This is a genomic window from Actinoplanes sp. NPDC026623 (assembly GCF_040638275.1).
Taxonomy (GTDB): domain Bacteria; phylum Actinomycetota; class Actinomycetes; order Mycobacteriales; family Micromonosporaceae; genus Actinoplanes.
Window position 1 is genome coordinate 16167 of record NZ_JBEZXZ010000034.1, and the last position, 18554, is coordinate 34720.

An 18554-nucleotide genomic window follows, 5' to 3' on the forward strand; every position below is an offset into this window, starting at 1 on the left:
GCGGGGGCGCCTAGTCTCTTCCGGCACCCTCGACGCCGGCGGGCGCGGTCCGACTCTGGTTGCCGCCGCCGGTGGGGTTGGCCGGAGCAACGATCGCGGTCTTCAGGCTGGCGGCGTAGACATCGACGTACTCGCGGCCGGTCAGGGTCATCAGCTCGTACATGATCTCGTCGGTCACCGCCCGCTCGACGAAGCGGTCGCCGAGCGAGGACGCGTAGCGGGAGAAGTCCAGCGGCTCACCGAAGCGGATCTTGACTCGCTTGATCTTCGGCACGAGTTTCCCGGTCGGCTGAATCTCGTCGGTGTTGAGCAGTGCCACCGGCACCACCGGGGCGCCGCTCTCCAGCGCCAGCCGGGCGACGCCGGTCTTGCCGCGGTAGAGCCGCCCGTCGGGCGAGCGGGTGCCCTCCGGGTAGATGCCCGCGATGTTGCCCGACCGCAGCACCCGCAACTGGGTTTCCAGGGCCGCCCGGGCCGCCTTGCCGCCCGAACGGTCCACCGGGATGGCCCCCGTGCTGACGAAGAACTGACGCATGAGCCGGCCCTTGATCCCCTTGCCGGTGAAGTACTCCGCTTTGGCGACGAACGTCACCCGCCGTTTTACCAGCAGCGGTGTGAAGATCGAGTCGGAGAATGAGAGGTGGTTGCAGGCAAGGATCACCGGGCCAGAGGGCGGAACGTGGCTAAGCCCCTTCACATCGGGGCGGAACAGACATTTTAGGACGGGTCCGAGCACCACGTACTTGAGCAGCCAGTAGAACACCGAAGTCCTTTCCCGCGCGCCACGGTCGTGGGCAGAGGAAAGCGTACGAAGCGGGAGCGGCGCGCCACAACGCACTCCCGTAACCGGCATCTGTCGTGTCACCATTCAAGACACGGTCGGGCCGATGCAGCACGACCACACGACACCGCCGTAGAGGCGGACACGACGCGCGACGGCGCGGAGCGAGGAGTGAGCAGGGTGTCAGCGGGTGGCGCCCGTCGCGGGCGGCGGGACAACGGACTCGACGCGGCCGACTACGCGGCTGCGGGCGATGTCGATCCGCGCGTCGGTGAGCACCTGCTCGACGTCCTGGCGGCCGGCGGAATCGCCGCATACCTGCAACCGTCCGCCGACCTCAACCCCATCCTGCGCGCGACCACCTTCCCCGCGCGGCCCACCGACCGGCTCTACGTCGACCGTCTCCACCTCGACACCGCCCGCGAGCACCTCGACAAGCTGACCGGCGGCGTCGGCCCGACCCCGCCCGCGCTGCGCAGCGACACCCGCACCGAGGCCGGCGGCGACCAGAACGACGTCGACGCCGAGTGGGCCAAGATCGTCGCCGGGTTCCACACCGCCGTCGACCCGACCGCGCCGCCGTGGCCGGCCGCCGAGGGCGTCGACCCGACCCGGGCGCCCGACCCGCCGAAGCCCGACGCCCCGGAGCAGCCACGCCAGCCCGGCGGCATGCTCCCGTCGGCCGCCGACTTCTCCGGCGTCTCGCTGAACCGCCGCCGCACCGACGAGCCGTCGCTGCTCGACGGCCTGGACACGTTCGGCACCGGCACGGACGACGACATCGACGACGACGAGCGCTACACGCCCCCGCCCCCGCCGCCGCTGCCGCACATCTCCAAGTACGCGGTCGCCGGCGTCCTGGGCGTGGTCCTCGGTTTCGTGCTCTTCCTCTTCCCGTGGCTGCTGCCGATCGACCGCAACTACGTGACCCTGATCGGCTTCTCCGCGATCGTCGGCGGGGCCGTGACGCTGGTCTGGCGACTGCGCTCCGGTGACGACGACGACGACTTCGATGACGGCGCGGTCGTATGAAAAGCGACATAGACCACCAACATTGTTTCGCTCGGTAGTCATCGCGTAGCCTCTCGTGGATGCGCCAGAGCTCGCTCGTGGTCGTCGCCAACCGTCTTCCGCTCGATGACAGCGCCGCGCCGGACGGTGCCTGCGAGTGGCGGCGCAGCCCCGGCGGCCTCGCCAGCGCCCTGCACGCGATCCTGCAACAGACCCCCGCGACGTGGATCGGCTGGGACGGCGGCATCGACAGCGCGCCCGCCCTGCCCGACATCGGCACCCTGCGGATCAGGCCCGTGGCACTGTCCGAAGAAGAGCTCCGCGGCTACTACGAGGGCTTCGCCAACTCGACGCTGTGGCCGCTCTACCACGACGCCGTCGAGCAGCCCGTCTTCGACCGCGGCTGGTGGGAGACCTATCAGGACGTCAACCGGCGCTTCGCCGAGGCGGCCGCCGAGGTCGCCGAGCCCGGCGCCGCGATCTGGGTGCAGGACTACCACCTGCAGCTCGTGCCGCAGCTGCTCCGCGAGCTGCGCCCGGACGTGCTGATCGGCTTCTTCCTGCACGTGCCGTTCCCGCCGCCCGAGCTGTTCATGCAGCTGCCCCGCCGCGCCGAGCTGCTGCGCGGGATGCTCGGCGCGGACCTGGTCGGCTTCCAGCGGCCGCAGGCGGCGCACAACGTGGCCCAGCTCGCCGTGAAGCTGTTCGGCGCGAAGACCACCGACGACCAGATCACCGTCGACGGCCGGGTCGTGCGCACCGGCGCCTTCCCGATCTCCATCGACGTGGCGGAGATGCAGGCGCTCGCCGCCCGGCCCGACGTCGTCGAGCACGCCGAGCAGCTACGGGCCGACCTGGGGCAGCCGCGACGGGTGCTGCTCAGCGTCGACCGGCTCGACTACACAAAGGGGATCGAGCACCGCCTGACGGCGTACAGCGAGCTGCTGCGCGACGGCCGGGTCAAGGTCCGCGACACGGTGATGGTGCAGGTGGCCGTCCCGAGCCGGGAACGGGTCGACAGCTACCGGATCCTGCGGGACCGGATCGAGGGCGAGGTCGGCCGGATCAACGGCGAGTACGGCCGCGTCGGCGAGCCCGCGATCCACTACCTGAACCAGTCGTTCGACCGCGCCGAGCTGGCCGCGCTCTACCAGACCGCCGACGTGATGGTGGTGACCCCGCTGCGCGACGGCATGAACCTGGTCGCGAAGGAGTACGTCGCCGCCCGCGCGGCGAGCACCGGCGCGCTGGTGCTCAGCGAGTTCGCCGGTGCCGCGGCCGAGCTCGAGGACGCGTTCCTGGTGAACCCGCACGACGTCGACGGGCTGAAGACGACGCTGCTGCAGGCGATGGACGCCGAGGCGGCGGACCTCAAACAGCGGATGACGGCGATGCGCGAACACCTCGCCCGGCACGACATCCTGGCCTGGGCGCTCGCCTACCTGACCGCCCTGGACCACACCGGCCGGCTGGCCGCCGGGCTACGCCGCTAGCTCCTTGCCGAGCCAATCCAGGATCGCGTCGATCGGCTCCTGCCAGTTGGTGTCCAGCATCAGGTCGTGGCTCATGCCCGGGAACAGCAGCGGCGCGCCGCCGAGCCGGGCCGCCGCGCGGTTCAGCGCCGAACGCGGCACCACCCGGTCGTCCGGGCTGCCCACCACCAGGGTCGGCGGCGCGCCCACCGGCTCCGCCGCCGGCTTCGCGAACAGCACCTGCCGGTAGACCCGGGCCGGGGCCCGCACCAGCCGCTCGCGGTAGGCCTCGGCCTCCGCCAGGCCGGCGCCGAAGAGCTGCCTGCGGCTCAGCCGGGGCGCCGCGCCGAACAACGCCGGCAGCGTGCCGAACGGGTTGGTCCGCAGCGCCGCGCCGAGCGCCGGCCAGCCCGGCGGCACCGGTGCGGCCAGGACCGCGGCCCGGGCCGGGTAGCGGGTCAGCGCGTGCGACACCAGCAGCGCGCCGGCGCCGTGACCCACCAGCACGGCCTGGCGCGGCAGGCTCGCCGCCACCTGGATCACGTCGTGCACGTACGCCCGCAGCGACCCCTCGGCCCGCGGGCTCACCGCGTACGCCGGGAAGCCCCGCGAGGCGGTGTGCGCGAGCCAGTGCTCGGCGAACGCCCAGGCCCCGTGCCCGAGCCCGGGAACGAACAGCACCGGCGGCAGGTTCTCCGGGCTGTCCGGGAGCGCCTCGATCACCTCCCGCTCGACCGGCGGCACCGGCGCGGTCCAGTCCGCAAAACGCAGCAACTGCGGGCTCATGCTGTGCCGACCTTTCGCATGCGCTCCTGGCCCTCGCTGCGCTCGGTGCAGTCGCTCATGCTGTGCCGACCCTTCGCATGCGCTCCTGGCCCTCGCTGCGCTCGGTGCAGTCGCTCATGCTGGCTCCATCTGCTTCAACAGGTCCTCGAGTGCGCGCAGGTAGCTGGTGTGGCTGACCTCGAACCAGTGCCGCGACGACGGCACCACCCGGAGCCGGGTCCACGACCCCAGCGGCCGCGTCGACTCCTTCTGCTGCACCGCCGCCGCCCGCACCGGGTCGGACGCCCGCAGCCGCAGCCAGCGGGCCACGGCGACGCTCTGCCAGTGCGCGAGCGGGAACAGCCCGGCGTCGGCCTGCAGCAGGCCGATCACCGCGAGCGTGGGGTGCTTGCGGGCGAACGCGTGCAGGTGCAGGTCCGGCCTGCCGTCCTCGTCGGTGTCGAGCAGCTCCGGAGCCAGGAACTCGAACCGCGGCAGGTAGCCCGTCGCCGTGATGATCAGGTCGGGCTCGATGCGCCGGCCGTCGGCGAGCTCCACAGTCGATCCCTCGAGCCGGGTGACGTCCGGCACCGCGCTGATCCGGCCGTGACCCAGGTAGTGGACGAGCTGGCTGTTGACCACCGGGTGGCTCTCGTAAGGGCGGTGGTCCGGCCGGGGCAGCCCGAACCGGGTGCCGTCGCCGACCGTGAGCCTGAGCGTGCGGCGATAGAGCCACTGGCGCAGCCGCAGCGGCAGGCGCAGCTGCAACAGCCTGCCGTTGACCTGGTCGGCGGGGCGGCCGAAGACGTACTTGGGCGCGTACCAGTAGCCGCGGCGGGTCGAGTGCCAGACGGTGGTGGCCTGCTGGGCGGCCTCGACCGCGATGTCGCAGCCGGTGTTGCCGCCGCCGACGACGAGCACCTTGCGGCCGCGGAGCTGCGCCGGGTCTTTGTAGGCCGACGCGTGGATGACCTTGCCCCGAAACTCCGAGGTGTCGACCGGCAGCGGCTTCGGCGACCAGTTGTGCCCGTTGGCGACGACGACCGCCGCGTACCGCTGGATCCGCTCGGCGCCGCCGCCGGTGCTGCGCGTCGTCACGTCCCAGCGCCCGTCGCCGGCCCCGGTGACGGCCACGACCTCGGTGCCGAACCAGATGCTGTCGCCGAGCCCGAAGTGCTGCGCGTAGCGCTCCAGGTAGCCCAGCATCTGGCTGTGGTGCGGGTAGTCCGGCCAGTCGTCCGGCATCGGGAAGTCGGGGAACTCGGTGAGCGGGCGCGAGGAGATCAGGTGCGTGCTCGCATAGACCGGGCTGCGGTCGTGCCGCCAGTTCCAGGCGCCGCCAACGGACGTCTCGCGCTCGTAGCAGTCGACGGAGAAACCCTGCTCACGCAGGCTCTTGATCGCAGCCAGACCGCTACCGCCGGCACCGATCACACAGACCGCGTCGTGCCGGTCCGCGATGTCAGAAGTGTCTTGCACCCGGAGATACTCGCAGACGCGAACCCAACTCGGAAGCGCACGGAAGGGCTACGAAGCGGGCAGCACGAGATCCGCCAGAACCGGAAGATGATCACTGGCCCGGCGGGCCTGCTCGGTCTCGATGACCTCGTACCGCGAGACGTCGATGTCGGGCGACACGAACAGCCCGTCGAGGCGCAGCCGCGGCAGCGTCGCCGGGAACGTCAGCGCCGAGGAGGCCGTTCCGGCGGTGTCGACGAGGCCGTCGGCGACCGTACGCCAGGCCCCGCCGCCCGGGCCCTCGTTGAGGTCGCCGGCCGCGATCAGCGGGCCCTCGACGGCCGACAGGGCCTCCTTCCAGCGGGCCGCCTGGTCGGGCCGCTCCCGCGCGTCGGTGGCGAGATGCGAGCCGGCGACGGTGAACCGCCCGCCCCGCACCGAGCAGCGCGCGAACGCGGCACCGCGCAGGTGCCGCCCCGGGGTCAGCGGATAGCGCAGGCACCACGCGTCGTGCACCCGCACCCGCAGGCTGACCAGCAGCAGATTGCCCAGCGACGGCAGCCCGCCGGCGGCGACCACCATGCCGAAGTCGTCGGCGAGGGCCGCGCACTTGTGCCGCCAGCGGAACCGCCGCGGCGCCTCCTGCACGACCACGACGTCCGGGTCGAGGTCCCGGACAAGCCCGGTCAGGGCCGCCCGGTCGTCGCGCAGCCCGTGCACGTTGTAGCTCAACACCCGCAGCGGGACCCCGGACACGTCGTGCTCCTCGTCGTCGATTGGGATCCGCCGGGCGCCCGTCAGATCCGTCGTGCCAGGTCGGCGGCGCCGAGCACGCCCGCCGTGTTGCCGGTCTCCGCCGCCTTGATCTCGGCGACCGGGAACCGGCCCCGCTGGGCAAGCTGCTCGCGATAGGTCCGCTCGGTCGGCCCCATCAGCAGGTCACCGGCGTCGATGACGCCGCCGCCGACCACCAGCACCTGCGGGTCGAAGATCTGCGCCAGGTCGGCCATCGCCACCCCGAGCCAGTAGCCGATCTGCGCGAACGCGTCCCGGGCCACCCCGTCGCCGCGCTGCGCGGCCTCGGTGACCATCCGCCCGCTGATCGCGAGGGCGTCACCGTCGGCGAGCTCGAGCAGCAGCGCGGCCCGGCCGGGCTCCTGCCGGGCGCCGGCCCGCGCGAAGCGGACCAGGGCGTTGCCGCTCGCATACTGCTCGAGGCAGCCGAGCCGCCCGCAGCCGCACGGATGGCCGTCCGGCACGGACTGGACGTGCCCCAGCTCGCCGGCGACGCCGTTCGCACCCCGCCACAGCGCGCCGTTGAGCACGACCCCGCCGCCGATTCCGGTCCCGACCGTGATCATCACCATCGAGTCGTCGGCCTGCCGCGCGGCGCCGTAGCGGAACTCGGCCCAGGCCGCTACGTTCGCGTCGTTCTCCAGCACGGTCGGCAGCCCCACGGCCTTCGACACGTAGTCACGCACCGGCTCGTCCCGCCACGCCAGGTTCGGCGCGAAGAGCACCGTCGCCCCCGCGGCGTCGATCCACGCGGCCGCGCCGATGCCGACGGCCTTCGCGTCGGGATAGGCGGCGGCCAGCTCGGCGGCCACCGCCACGATCGTGTCCCGGGTGCCCTCCGGGTCGTGGGCCGGGGTTTCGCGGCGGGTCTGCGCGAGCACGACGCCCTGCTCGTCCACCACCCCGCCGGCCACCTTCGTGCCGCCGACGTCGACTCCGATGGTCAGCGTCACGCTGCTAGTTCCCCTCTGTTGTGTCACACCGGGTCGCCGGGCCGGGCGTCGTCGCCCGTGCCGGCATCCCGGTCCTCGGCCGCAGAAGCGACCGGCGCATTGCCCGGAACATCATGATCCACGCTGGGCATATCCGCCACGCCGGTACTGCACCTCGTGTCGCCATTTGCCGGGTTGCGACGGTGGTGACCGTGGTGGCGCCCATCACAGGATGGGATGGGTAGCCCATCAGACTGTCACTTCCCAGACCCTTCTCCCGTACGCGCAGCGGCGTCCTCAACCGCAGCAGCGGCGTCCTCGACCTGCTCGCGCTCCGGACTTCCCGCACGCTGCGCGGCGGACCGGGCCGCCTCACCGGTGGCGGCCCGGCCGGTCGGCGCGCCCCCTGCCGCCCGCACGCCGGCAGCCCCGGCCGCCTCGGACGAGGCCCGCTCATCCGACCCGGAACGCTGCCGCCCCACAACCCGCTCAGCCACCCCAGAGCGCCCGGAGACCGCAAACGACTCAGGCACCTCAGCCGCCGCAGAAGTCTCAGCCGCCGCAGAGGACTCAGCCGCCGCCGACGACTCGGACGCCGCAGGTAGCCCAGCCGCAGAAGACTCAGGCGCCGCAGCCGATTCAGCCACCGCCGTGGGCTCAGGCGCCACAGACCGCTCAGCCACCGCAGATGGCTCGGCCACCGCAGAAGACTCAGGCGCCGCAGAAGACTCAGGCGCCGCCGACGATTCGGATGCGGCAGGCAGCCCAGCCGCCGAAGACCGCTCAGCCACCGCAATTGGCTCAGGGGCCGCAGGTGGCTCGGATGCCGCGGAGGGTTCAGGCGCCGTGGACGGCTCCGGGGCTGCGGCGGGCTTTGTCGCGGGTCGCCGGGTTGGTCCGGCTCGCCTCGGTATCCGCGTCGCGGCCGCCCAGGGGTCACTGACCGGCAGATTTCCCGCGACCGGTGGAGCCCCATCGACCGGTTCGGGCTCATCCGGGGCCGGGCCGGCTTCGGCCGGGCCGGGCTCAGCCGCCGCCGGCTTCGGCTCGGGTGCGGGCCGAGGAGCCCGGGTCGCCGCCGTCCAGGGGTCGGCTCCCTCGCGGACCTCCTGCTCCGTAGGAACACGATCCTCCGGCCGCGCCGCACGGCCGCGGGTCGCCGCCGACCACGCCTCGTCCGGGGTGGCCGTCGGCCTCGGCGGCGGCTGCGGCTTCGACCGGGTCCCGGTGGCGCCGGACATCGCCGACAGGCCGCGAAGCATCCGCGCCAGGCCGCTCGCGACGTCTCCGGCGCCGGTGGCCAGGCGCTCGGCCGATTCGGCGTTCGGGTTGCGCAGGCCTTCGATCGCCCGGCAGATCGGGCACACGCAGCACTCCGCGCTGCCCGTCGACCAGCCGCCGCGCTGACCTGCCTCCGGCCGGTGACCGGCGGCGCCGGGTTCGCTGCGGTCGCCACCGAGGAATTGGCCGACCACGCCGGACAACAGGTCGCCCAGTCCGGGCGTACCGGATGAATCGTCCTGGTCGTCGCGGCCGGAGCGCGCGGCACCCGGGCCGCCGTCCGCGACCATCGCGAGCACCGTGGCGACCAGCCGCTCGGCCTCCTGGCGTGCCGTTCCCGTGGTCCCTGCCATGTCCTGCTCCCCTTGCTCGCGCGGCCGCCGGCGAGCCGGGCCCGTCCGGGCCGGCTACGCCGCGGCGAGGCTCTCGACCCGGCGCTTGAGCTCCTTCAGCGCCGTGTCCATGATCATTTTCTCCGCCTTGCGACGGAACATGCCGAGCATGCCGATGGAGAGCTCCACCTCGAGCATGTACTGCACCATGGTCGTGCCGTCACCATTGTCGGTCAGGTCATAGGAGCCGTTCAGGCTCCGCTGCATCTTCGACGGCGCGACGAGGTGCCACTCGATCCGGGACAGATCCTCCGCGTACGCGTAGTCGAGGGTGTAATCGTCCGACAGCGGCCCCGCGTCCATGACGAAGCGGACCTGGGCGGCGTAGCCGTCCTCGTATTCCTCTATGACCTCTACCTGCTTCATCGCGTCCGCCCATTCGGGGTAACGCGGGAAGTCGCAGATCACCGCCGCCACCTCAGCGAGGGGCGCATGGACCTGAATCGACTGGGTCGAGGTGTCCGCCATGGCTGGCAGGCTACCCGGTCCGAGCCCGGTTCCGGACCACCGGGGACCGAGCTTCGGCGGGTCGGATCCGCGCCCGGGACCAGCACCGGACCGGCGCGGGGCAATCTGCCGGGCGCGGCTGCTCGCCTCGGCCGCGGCGGCATCCCGATCACCGCGCACCCGGCCCGGCCGGGTGCGCCGCCCCGCCGGGCCGGATCGCCGATGGGCCGTTGTCACAGAGTGCCGCTACGATCCGTCACGTGCCAGCCTCAGCCCGCGTTCCCGAGCGCATCCATCCGCTCGCGGTGGCGGCCCGCCTCGTCATGCTCGCCCTCGTCGCGGCCCTCACCCTGATCGCCACCCACGACGTCGGCCAGTTGCGCTGGATCGCGCTGCTGCTGGTCGCGGCCCTGCCGGCCATCTTCTGCCCGGATCACCGCATCGCCGCGCCGCTGGGCCGGTTCGCCGAGGTCGCGATCACCGGCCTGGCCGCCGGCTCGGTCGCCGCCGCGGCGGACGCGACCGGCACCGTTGACGCGGGCTTCGGCGCCGAGGCGGTCCTGCCCTACCTGGCCGTCCCGCTGCTCGCCGCGGCGTTGCGGCGGCGGCCGACCGAGGGCGCCGCGCTGCTCGGCGTCGCGGCCGTCTCGATGGTCGTCGGCGGCATCCTGGTCAGCGACGCGGACGGCAGCAAGGTCATCACCCAGCCCGGCTACCTCGCCGCGGGCGGTCAGTGGCTCGTGCTCGGCGCGATCATCACCTTCGCGGCCGACACGATGCGCCAGCTGATGGCCCCCGTGGAAAACAAGCCGCAGCCATACGCGGAGGCCACCCGCCTGCTGACCCAGCTGCGCAGCGTCGCCCGTTCGCTGCCCGGCGCCACCCTCGACCCCGGCGGCATCTCCGAGCACCTGCTCGAGGAGTTGCGGGCCGTCGCCCCCGGCCACCGCGCGGCCGTGCTGTCGGCCAGCGGCGGCGGGCGCCTGGTGGTGCTGGCGCAGACCGGGGCCGAGCGGGTCGACTGGGAGGTCACCCTCGACGCCGACTCCGCGATCGCCGACGCCTGGGCCTCGCAGCAGCCACACACCGCCTCGCGCTCGCAGGCCCGGTCGCACCGCGGCGGCGACGCCTCGTCGCTGGTGGTGCCGCTGGTCGCGGGCGTGCGCACGATCGGCCTGGTGATCCTGGAGGCCGACGTGGCGAACGCGTACCCGTCGGCGGTCGTCGCCCGGGTCACCGAGGTGACCGGCCCGGCGGCGCTGCGCCTGGAGGCGGCGCTGCTCTTCGACGATGTCCGCTCGCTGGCGACCAATGAGGAACGTCAGCGGCTGGCCCGCGAGATCCACGACGGCGTCGCCCAGGAGCTCGTGATGGTCGGCTACGGCATCGACAACGCGCAGGCGACCCTGCCCGAGGGCGCGGACGAGACGGCCGAGGAGCTGCGCACGCTGCGCGGCGAGGTGACCCGGGTCATCACCGAGCTGCGGCTGAGCCTGTTCGAGCTGCGTTCCGAGGTGGACCGCAACGGCGGCCTCGCCGCCGCCATCGCCGAATACGCCCGCACCCTCGGCACGTCGGCCGGCCTGCGGGTGCACTTCACCTTCGACGAGTCCACCGCCCGCCTGCCCGCCGCGACGGAGGCCGAGTTGCTGCGCATCGCCCAGGAGGCGATCACGAATGCCCGCAAGCACGCCGGCGCGTCCAACCTCTGGGTAACGTGCACGGTCGACCCGCCGTACGCGGAGATCGAGGTCACCGACGACGGCAAGGGCTTCGCCGATGATCGGCCGGACGGGCGCTACGGCCTTGCGATCATGGCCGAGAGGGCGGAACGTATCCGGGGTCGGCTGGAGATCAGACCGCGACACCCCAGCGGGACAACCGTTGCGGTAGTGCTCGGAACCTCGGCTCGGCGCGATAGCGTGCGGGATAGCGTTTCCGCACCAGAAGGGGAGTAACCCGAGCATGTCGACCAGTCCGATGCCGACGACCCGCACCAAGGTGCTGCTCGTCGACGATCACGACCTGATCCGTAAGGGGCTGCGGCACGCGTTCGAGCGGGACCGGCAGTTCGAGGTCGTCGGGGAGGCCGCCACGGCCGCCGAGGCCGTCCGGCAGGCCGGCGCATTGCAGCCCGACGTGGTCATCATGGACCTGCGCCTGCCCGACGGCAGCGGCCTCGAGGCCACTCGCGCCCTGCGCAAGAACAACGCCAACATGGGCATCGTTGTGCTCACCATGTACGCGGGCGACGACCAGCTTTTCGGCGCACTCGAGGCCGGGGCCAGCGCGTTCGTGCCCAAGACCGCGCCCGCCGACGAGGTGGTCGCCGCCGCCCGGCACGCCGCCTCCGCACCGAGCGCGTTCACCGCCGCCGACCTCGCCGAGGCGATGAAGCGGCGCCTGGCCCCGTCCGGCCCGCAGTTGTCGCCGCGCGAAGGCCAGGTCCTGCGCCTGCTCGCTGACGGCATGAGCGTCGCCGGCATCGCCAAGCAGCTGTTCGTCAGCGAGTCCACGGCCAAGACCCACATCTCAAAGCTCTACGAGAAGCTGGGCGCGGCCAACCGCGCACAGGCGCTGATGACCGCGCTGCGGCTCGGCCTGCTCGAGGCACCGGACGCCCCGAAGTTCTGATCTCCGCAACGGCATCCGCCCGTCACCCTTGCTCGGGGTGGCGGGCGGATTCGCTTTTCCGGGCACGGTCCCGGCATCTTCGGCGATTCTGGACTACTCAATTTTCAGACCCGTCGAAACACTTCCGGCCCACCCGTCACGCGTTCCGCTACTCATCCTGATCGACGAGCCGAGGCATCGACGCGGCCGCACCCGACCTACCCCGACGCCAAACCCCACCCGCAGACCGGCCAACGGGCCGCCAACTACAGCCCGTCATCGACTGCGACTACCGCCTGCAATCAGGCGCGGCCCGCCGTCAGGCGGCGGGCGGCGAGGTAGGCCTCGCAGCCGAGGCAGAGCCCGAAGGCCGCGTTCAGGAATGCCGCCAGGAGACCGAAGGCGGTGAACACCATGCCGAGCGTCGTCGCACCGCTGAGGTAGCCGATCGACGCGATCGCGAGGAAGACGAAACCGACCAACTGCGCGAAGCGCACCGGGGCGGCGTCCTCCCGCTCCTCGGTCGGACCGAGCCGCGGTGCGATGAGCGTGCGGTAGGCGAGGGCGTAGGGCCCGCGGCGAGGATCAGCGGCGGTGATCGCGAAGACGATCGTCTGCGCGAGCGCGAGCCATCCCCAGCCGGTCGCGAGGACGACGGCGAGGACGACGGTGGTCAGCGCCGCGGCGAACCGCGGCCCACGCGGATCAAGCTGCATTCTGCGAGAGTGGCACGCCCGCGCGCCGGCAGCGTGGTGAGTCCCATCACCCGGGCACGGGTGCAGATTCGCAGGCCGGCGCCAGCTCCAAGGCAGATCCGCCGCGGTCGTCCGCGGCGCGGAAGTGTGCTCTCAAACCGTGGTGGCACCCGCAGACAGGGCGACCGAACGGCCAGCGACCAGAACGACGCCCGCACGCGTGGGCGGCCCGCGCCGGGCTCGCGGCCGCGAGCAGGAACAGGCCCCGGTGGCGGACCCGCTCTTGTTCATGGGATCGGTAGGCGCGGTTGGTGGCACAGGGCCGCCGGGCTGCCGGTGGCCGACCTGTCGCCGGGCTGCCGCCGGCCACCGGGCCCGCGTCCTGCTGACCCGGCTCCAGGATCTGGGCGGCTGGTCAGCGCGCCGGCAGCAGGTCGGCCAGCGCCGCGATGAGCTGCGGTTTTCGGGGCACGCCGGTGGCGCGTTTGACGACCCGTCCCTCGGCGTCGAGCACGAGCAGGGTCGGGGTTCGCCAGATGCCCAGCGCACGCACCGCCGCCAGGTGGCTCTCCGCGTCGACCTCGACGTGCTGCACGCCTGGCAGCAGGCCGGCGACCTCGGAACTGATCCGCCGGACCGACCGGCACGGCGCGCAGAACGCCGAGGAGAACTGCAGCAGCGTTGCGGAGGCCGGCCCCACACCGAGTGCCTGGAGCAGGTCGGGATCGATCCGCTGCCCCGCCGCACTCGGGTCGACGCCACCCGTGGCATCCGACGGCAACTCCACCCCGCCCGGCGACGAAGACGCCCCGGACGGCGACACCCCACCCGACGGCGACACGTCAGAGGCCGACACCCCACCAGCATGCGCCACCCCAGAGGGCGGCAACTCAGAGGGCGGCAGCTCACCGGCAAGCGGCGCCGGACCGGCAGAGGGCACCAATTCCGGCGGCGGCAAACCCGCCGAGGGTGAAACTTCGCCGGTCGGCGGCATCGCGCCGGGAGGCGACCACGCCGTGGCCGCGGCCGGGACCTTCACGGAGCGCAGACGCCCGTCAGCGCGGCGCCGCCACAATCCCGCGGCGGTGCCCAGCACCAGGACCGCCGCGACGACGATCAGGCCGGTGGTGTCCATCCGCCAACTCTGGCACGCGCCGCACCGCGCCGCGATGTGACCTACGACGCCGACTGATACGCGCTGGCCTGCAATCCGAACAGCTGCGCGTAGATGCCGTCCTCGGCCATCAGCGACCCGTGGTCGCCCTCCTCCACCACCGCGCCGTGGTCCAGGACGTAGATCCGGTCGGCCTCGCGCACGCTCGCCATCCGGTGGGTGATCAGCACGACGGTGCGGCCGGCGGCGAGGTGGCGCAGCCGGCGGTAGACCTCGTGTTCGGCGCGGGCGTCGAGGTTGGCGGTGGGTTCGTCGCAGATCAGCAGCGGCGCGTCGCGGTAGAACGCGCGGCTGACGGCGAGCCGCTGCCACTGCCCGCCGGAGAGGTCGGCGCCGTCGGTGAAGTGGCGGGACAGCAGCGTGTCGTACTGGCGGGCGAGTTCCATGACGAAGTCGTGTGCGTCTCCGGCCCGGGCCGCCTCGAGCAGGACCTCGGTGTCGATGCCACGCTCGTACCGTCCGATGGTGATGTTGGCCCGCGCGGAGAGCGGCCATCGGGTGGGTTCCTGCATCACGACCGCGACCTGGCCGCGGACCGTTTCCGGGTCGCAGGCCGTGAGGTCGACGCCGTCCCATCGGATCGTGCCGCCCTGCGGCCAGTAGAGGCCGGCGAGCAGGCTGGCCAGGGTGGATTTGCCGGAGCCGTTCTCGCCGACCAGCGCGATGATCTCCCCGCGCCGCAGCGTCATGCTGACGTCGCGGACTGCGGGCCGTTCGGCGTCGGGGTAGCTGAACGTGACGCCGTCGAGCCGGATCTCCCGGAACCGCGTGGGGGCGGCCCTGCCGGGTTCCGGTTCGGTGCGCGCCCGCGAAAGGTCACAGAAGCCCTGAAAGTCGGCGAAGTACAGGCCCTGTTCGAAGACCCGGTTGGCGCTGAAGGCGAGCTCGGTGAGCCTTCCGATGCCCATGCTGATCGCGTACGCGGCGGCGCCGCCGACCGCGAGCTCCATGCGGCCGGTCCACAACAACCAGAGCAGGGTGGCGTAGGTGATTCCGGTGGCGACGCCGCTCAGCGCGGTGCCGACGAGGGTGGTGCGCACCTGGCGGCCGGAGATCCGGATCTCCTCGCCGGTCGAGACGGCGAGCAGCCGCCGCACCTCGGCGAGCAGGTATTCGCGCAGCGTGAAGGCCCGCAGCTCGGGTGCGGGCTCCCGGGCGGCGAGCAGCTCGGCGAGCATCCGCTGCCGCCGCCAGACGGCGATGAGCCGCAGCACCCGCCGGTAGCCGAGCCGAGCCGACCGCACCGCGGCCCAGCCGATGGGCAGCACGGCGAGCACGAGCAGCGGCAGCAGCACGGGGTGCAGCACGGCCAGGACGCCCGCGGCGGCGGCCAGGCCGATGAGGTTGGTGCCGAGTTCGATGGCCCGGTCGACCAGCTGCTGCGCCGCGGAGATGCCGCGGTCGCGGGCGCGTTCCATGGCGTCGCGCCAGCCGGGATCGTCGAACGTGGACAGGTCGACCCGGGTGGTCAGCTCGAGCAGGCGCATCTCGGCGGCCGCGTAGACCCTGGGTGACAGGCGCCCGTTGGCCGCGGCGGCGGCGGAGGTGAGCAGGCCGCGCACGGCCAGTGTCCCGATGAGCAGGAGCAGCGAGGGCACGGCCGCGCGTACGCGCTCGGGTGTCGGGCCGTCGCGGAGCAGCCCGTTGAACACGCCGACAACGCTGATGATGCCGATGGCGCTGGCGACCCCGGCGGAGAGTTGCAGGCCGGCGACGGCGACGGTGGTGCGCCGGCCGGCCTGCCAGGCGAGCGACCAGGCGGACCGGAGCAGCCGGGGCAGCCGCCGGAACATCCGCAGGAAGGTGGTGTTGGCGGCCTCTTCGGTGCTGGTCAACCAGTACGGGAGGGCGAGCTCCTCGCCTTCGGACCACTCCCCCTCGCCGCCGGCGCCGATCGTCGCGCCCGGTTCCGGCCCGCCTTCCGGCTCGTCGGCCTCCCGTTTCGAGTCCTGCTCACCGATGTCGTCCTGCCGGATGGCGTCCTGCATCGACGGCTCCCGTCCCGTGGGCTCTCCGCCGTTCTACGCCTCACTCACGTGACGTGTCTATCCAAATACGAGGAGTGACTATTCATTCATTTCGAGGTCAGGTCGCGAGCAACTCCGCCAGCCGGGCCGCCTTGGTCTCCCAGCGCCATTCACGCTCCACCCAGGACCGGCCCGCCGCGCCCATCTCCTTGGCCCGCAGCGGGTCGGCCAGCAGGTCGACGAGCCGTCCCGCGATCGCCGGCACGTCGCTCCCGCCGACCACGTAACCCGTCTCACCCTCGCGCACCGCGTCCGGCGCCCCGCCCGAGTCGCCCGCCACCACCGGCAGCCCGGTGGCGGACGCCTCCAGGTAGACGATCCCCAGGCCCTCCACGTCGAGGCCGGCGCCGCGGGTGCGGCACGGCATCGCGTAGACGTCGCCGGCGGCGTAGTGGGCCGGCAGCTCCTCCCAGGGGACGGAGCCGGTGAAGACGACGTCGGACTCGACGCCGGCGGCGCGGGCCAGCTCCCGCAGCTTCTTGCGGTAGGGGCCGCCGCCCACGATCAGCAGGGCGGCGCCGGGCACCCGGCGGCGGACGATCGGCAGGGCGCGGATCAGCATGTCCTGCCCCTTGCGCGGGACCAGCCGGGAGACGCAGACGATCACCGGCCGGTCGCTCAGGCCGTGCTTCGCCCGCACCACCGAGCCGTCGACGCCCGGGTGGTAGGTGTCCGCGTCAACCCCGGGCGTCAGCCGCTCCAGGTCGGTCAGCCCGTGCAGCGCCCGGTCGAGGCGTACCCGCTGGAATTCCGTCAGGTAGGTCACCACGTCGTTGCCGCGCGCGGTCCGGCGCAGCAGCTGCCGGGCGCCCGGCAGGGCCGCCCAGCCGATCTCGTGCCCGTGCGTCAGCGACACCGCGCGCTCGATGCCGGCCCGCCGGCGCAGCCCGTCGGCCAGCAGCCCGAGCGGCGCCGCCGCGCCGAACCAGACGCTGTCGCAGCCGTGCGACCGCGCGATCTCGGCGGCCCGCCGGGCGACGGCGGGCGTCGGCAGCAGCACGCCGGTGTCCTCCCGGATCACCTCGAACGGCTGCTCGGCGTCGAACTTCCCGGCGCCCTTCCAGGTCGACGCGTACGCGACGACCGAGCCGGGCGGCTGGCGCACCGCAAGGTTGTGCACGAACTGCTGGATGCCGCCCGGCCGCGGCGGGAAGTCGTTGGTGACCAGCAGGACGCGGCCCATCAGCGCTCCCCGCGGGCGTATGCGCGCGCGGCGGCCACCCGCTCCACGGTGGACGGGTGCGAGGCATACATGAGGTACTCCCAGGTCGGCGGGTCGGGATCGGAGAGGTTGACGGTGCCGAGGCGGCGCTGCATCGCCTCGAACGTCGCCGCGTCACCGGTCAGGTCGAGGGCGTGCGCGTCGGCCCGGGCCTCGACGCGCCGGGAGACCAATGCCTGGATCGGGCCGCCGATCAGCCCGGCCACGGTGACCAGCGCCAGCAGGAGCGCGATCGTGCGCGGCTCGCCCATCGAGCCGGTGCCGGCCAGCCGCAGCAGCCAGCCCAGCGAGCCGAGCAGGTAGAGCACGATCACCGCCGCGGCCGCGCCCAGCGCGCCGATGACCGTGCCGATCACCACGTCGCCGCGCTTGGCGTGGCCCAGCTCGTGCGCGGCGACGGAGACGACCTCGTCGGGTGTCGCCTCGGTCAGCATCGTGTCGTAGACCACGATGCGCCGGGTCGGCCCGAACCCGGACACATACGCGTTGACGGCCTTGGTGCGGCGCGAGGCGTCGGCGACCAGCACGTCGCGCACCGGGACGTTGTCGCGCGCGGCCAGGCTCATGAGCTCGGTGCGCAGCGGGCCCTGCGCCATCGGCGTGAACTTGTTGAAGATCGGCTCGACGACCACGGGCAGCACGAACGACAGCAGCACCACCAGCGCGGCCGCGCCCGCCGCCCCGAACGCCCACCACCAGTGCGGGGCGAGCCGGGTCACGGTGTAGAAGCCGAGCAGGGCGAGCCCGCCGATGACCGCACCGACCGCATAGGACTTGGCCATGTCGGCCGACCACGCGCCCCAGCCCTGGGTGGAGATGCCGTAGCGGACCACGATCACGTGCCGCCACGCCGCGAACGGCAGGGTGATCACCTCGACGACCAGCACCACGAGCAGCCCGCCGAGCACGGCCTGCGCGATCCAGTGGTCGCCGAACGGGCGCCCGGCGAACGACACCAGGCGCGCGCCCAGCGGCGTGAGCCCCAGCAGCAGCGCCGCGGCGAGCCCCACCGCGAGCGCGCCGTAGGACCCCGGGCGCAGGTCGGCGTGGAATGCCTTGGCCCGCCGCACCTGGTCGGCGGGGAGCCGGCCGAGGGCGTCAAGCTGGTCGGCGCGCGGGGCGGGCGGCCGGTGCCACGGAATCACCACCGCGGCGTAGACGACCAGCGCCACCACGAGCACGCCGAGCGTGCACGCCGCCCATTGGCGGGGCGTCATCGGTGCGGTCCGCTCGTCATGACCGCCCATCCTAGAGACATGATCACGCCACGTGGCGGCGGCGCGGGTAAAGCGGAACCTCGACCGGCGGCGCGGGCGTCTCCAGCAGCTCGACCTCGAAGCCGGCCAGCTCGAACGTCTCGAGCACGCGAAGCTCGCCGGGCGTCAGGTCGGCGATGCCGTCCGGGGTGTCATAGAGCGTGCTGACCAGGCATCCGTTGCACTCATCGCGCCGCTCGGCGCAACGCCCGCAGTCGATGATCATCGTTTCC

The 18554-nt window shown here is 72.9% G+C and carries 17 protein-coding genes; 5 read left to right on the top strand and 12 right to left on the bottom strand.

Going from position 1 to position 18554, the window contains the following annotated elements; all coding sequences use genetic code 11:
* Positions 1–10: 10 nt before the first annotated feature.
* Positions 11–763, bottom strand: coding sequence for a lysophospholipid acyltransferase family protein (locus AB0F10_RS13410; protein WP_360623465.1), 753 nt, complete (start codon positions 761–763; stop codon positions 11–13).
* Positions 764–961: 198 nt separating this feature from the next.
* Between AB0F10_RS13410 and AB0F10_RS13415 the strand changes: the two genes are divergently transcribed.
* Complete coding sequence (locus AB0F10_RS13415; protein WP_360623467.1) at positions 962–1813, top strand: DUF308 domain-containing protein; 852 nt, start codon at positions 962–964, stop codon at positions 1811–1813.
* Positions 1814–1872: 59 nt separating this feature from the next.
* Positions 1873–3285 carry a trehalose-6-phosphate synthase gene (locus tag AB0F10_RS13420; RefSeq protein ID WP_360623389.1) on the top strand — a complete coding sequence of 471 codons (1413 nt, stop codon included), beginning with the start codon at positions 1873–1875 and terminating at the stop codon, positions 3283–3285.
* Here the strand turns inward: AB0F10_RS13420 and AB0F10_RS13425 are convergent.
* The 4 genes from AB0F10_RS13425 to AB0F10_RS13440 form a co-directional block, all read right to left on the bottom strand.
* Entirely contained in the window at positions 3274–4050 is a 777-nt protein-coding gene (locus AB0F10_RS13425; RefSeq protein WP_360623391.1) for an alpha/beta fold hydrolase, read from the bottom strand. The genes AB0F10_RS13420 and AB0F10_RS13425 overlap by 12 nt on opposite strands.
* 114 nt (positions 4051–4164) lie before the next feature.
* Positions 4165–5508 (bottom strand): NAD(P)-binding domain-containing protein, encoded by a 1344-nt coding sequence (locus AB0F10_RS13430; RefSeq protein WP_360623393.1) that lies wholly within the window; start codon positions 5506–5508, stop codon positions 4165–4167.
* Positions 5509–5556: 48 nt separating this feature from the next.
* A complete protein-coding gene (locus AB0F10_RS13435; protein ID WP_360623395.1) occupies positions 5557–6243 on the bottom strand; it encodes an endonuclease/exonuclease/phosphatase family protein in 687 nt (228 codons plus the stop codon).
* 41 nt (positions 6244–6284) lie between these two features.
* Complete coding sequence (locus AB0F10_RS13440; protein WP_360623397.1) at positions 6285–7235, bottom strand: ROK family glucokinase; 951 nt, start codon at positions 7233–7235, stop codon at positions 6285–6287.
* 1161 nt (positions 7236–8396) lie between these two features.
* Here AB0F10_RS13440 and AB0F10_RS13445 point away from each other — a divergent pair.
* Positions 8397–8621, top strand: coding sequence for a hypothetical protein (locus AB0F10_RS13445; RefSeq protein ID WP_360623399.1), 225 nt, complete (start codon positions 8397–8399; stop codon positions 8619–8621).
* Between the two features lie 281 nt (positions 8622–8902).
* Here AB0F10_RS13445 and AB0F10_RS13450 read toward each other — a convergent pair whose 3' ends face one another.
* Positions 8903–9355, bottom strand: coding sequence for an SRPBCC family protein (locus AB0F10_RS13450; RefSeq protein ID WP_360623401.1), 453 nt, complete (start codon positions 9353–9355; stop codon positions 8903–8905).
* 239 nt (positions 9356–9594) lie between these two features.
* Between AB0F10_RS13450 and AB0F10_RS13455 the strand changes: the two genes are divergently transcribed.
* On the top strand, positions 9595–11292 hold the full coding sequence (locus AB0F10_RS13455; RefSeq protein WP_360623403.1) for a GAF domain-containing sensor histidine kinase: 1698 nt from the start codon (positions 9595–9597) through the stop codon (positions 11290–11292).
* A gap of 7 nt (positions 11293–11299) precedes the next feature.
* Positions 11300–11968, top strand: a complete 669-nt coding sequence (locus AB0F10_RS13460) for a response regulator (protein ID WP_023359837.1) — start codon at positions 11300–11302, stop codon at positions 11966–11968.
* Positions 11969–12249: 281 nt separating this feature from the next.
* Here AB0F10_RS13460 and AB0F10_RS13465 read toward each other — a convergent pair whose 3' ends face one another.
* From AB0F10_RS13465 to AB0F10_RS13490, 6 genes are all read right to left on the bottom strand, one after another.
* Positions 12250–12663 (bottom strand): DUF4395 domain-containing protein, encoded by a 414-nt coding sequence (locus tag AB0F10_RS13465; RefSeq protein ID WP_360623405.1) that lies wholly within the window; start codon positions 12661–12663, stop codon positions 12250–12252.
* Between the two features lie 394 nt (positions 12664–13057).
* Entirely contained in the window at positions 13058–13777 is a 720-nt protein-coding gene (locus tag AB0F10_RS13470) for a thioredoxin domain-containing protein (protein WP_360623407.1), read from the bottom strand.
* Positions 13778–13818: 41 nt separating this feature from the next.
* Entirely contained in the window at positions 13819–15804 is a 1986-nt protein-coding gene (locus tag AB0F10_RS13475) for an ABC transporter ATP-binding protein (protein ID WP_360623409.1), read from the bottom strand.
* 97 nt (positions 15805–15901) lie between these two features.
* Positions 15902–17026, bottom strand: coding sequence for a glycosyltransferase family 4 protein (locus AB0F10_RS13480; protein WP_360623411.1), 1125 nt, complete (start codon positions 17024–17026; stop codon positions 15902–15904).
* A complete protein-coding gene (locus AB0F10_RS13485; protein ID WP_360623413.1) occupies positions 17026–18282 on the bottom strand; it encodes a M48 family metallopeptidase in 1257 nt (418 codons plus the stop codon). Before AB0F10_RS13485 ends, AB0F10_RS13480 begins: the two co-directional genes overlap by 1 nt.
* A 43-nt stretch (positions 18283–18325) precedes the next feature.
* A complete protein-coding gene (locus AB0F10_RS13490; RefSeq protein WP_360623415.1) occupies positions 18326–18547 on the bottom strand; it encodes a hypothetical protein in 222 nt (73 codons plus the stop codon).
* Positions 18548–18554: the final 7 nt, after the last annotated feature.